2 protein-coding genes are annotated in these 1,059 nt (G+C 72.0%); both read left to right on the top strand.

Translation table 11 applies throughout. The features are described 5' to 3' along the window. Window positions 1–220: helix-turn-helix transcriptional regulator (locus AB0G02_RS41980; protein WP_360806693.1), on the top strand; the 220-nt coding region annotated here is incomplete at its 5' end. Between the two features lie 108 nt (window positions 221–328). Next, window positions 329–1,059: alpha/beta fold hydrolase (locus AB0G02_RS41975; RefSeq protein WP_360806690.1), on the top strand; the 731-nt coding region annotated here is incomplete at its 3' end.

Genomic DNA, 1,059 nt, shown 5'->3' with positions numbered 1-1,059 from the left:
CGAGTCGAGCCCGAACCGCGACCCGGACGCGCGGGAGAAGCTGACGCCGCACGAGCTGGGCATCGCGCGGCTGGCCGCGGAGGGGCTGACCAACCGGGAGATCGGGCAACGGCTGTTCCTGTCGCACCGGACGGTCGGCACCCACCTGCACCGGATCTTCCCGAAGCTGGGGGTCAGCTCCCGGGCCGACCTGGGCGAGGCGCTCGACTCGCTCGGGTGACGTACAGCGGTGGGTGACGTACAGCGTCGGCGTCACCCGACGGTCGCCGCGGACCGCACGGCCTGCCTAGCGTCGCCTTCGTCCACGGTCGCGCACAGGGAGTCCACGATGCTTGACAGGAGATCGTTCACCAAGGCGGTCGCGGCGGGTGTGGCGGCGACGTCGTTGCCCGCCGTGACGGCGAAACCCGCCACCGCGCTCGAACCCCGGGCCGGCGGCAACACCTCGCTCGGCACCCTCGAGCACGTCCGTGCCGGCGTGCTCGACATCGCCTACGCCGAGTTCGGTCCCCGCACCGGCCAGGCCGTCGTGCTGCTGCACGGCTGGCCGTACGACGCGCACAGCTACGTCGACGTCGCGCCGCTGCTGGCCGCCGAGGGGTACCGCGTGGTGGTGCCGTTCCTGCGCGGCTACGGCGCGACGTCGTTCCTGTCGCCGCACGCGGTCCGCAACGGCCAGCAGTCGGCCGTGGCGCTCGACGTCATCGCCCTCATGGACGCGCTCGGCATCGAGGAGGCGGTGCTCGGCGGGTTCGACTGGGGCGCGCGGACCGTCGGCGTCGTCGCCGCGCTGTGGCCGCGGCGCTGCAAGGCGATCGTCGCGGTGAGCGGGTACCTCATCACGAACCTGCGGAAGAACCTGGAACCCCTGGCGCCCGCCGCCGAGCTGAGCTGGTGGTACCAGTACTACTTCGCCACCGAGCGCGGTGTCGTCGGCTACCGCCGCAACCGGCACGACTTCAACAAGCTCATCTGGCGGAACGGGTCGCCGCGGTGGGACTTCGACGACGCCACGTACGAGCGCAGCGCGGCGTCCTTCGACAACCCCGACCACGTCGA

Source organism: Actinosynnema sp. NPDC023658 (assembly GCF_040639995.1).
Taxonomy (GTDB): Bacteria; Actinomycetota; Actinomycetes; order Mycobacteriales; family Pseudonocardiaceae; genus Actinosynnema.
This window is presented reverse-complemented; position numbering and strand designations above follow the sequence as displayed.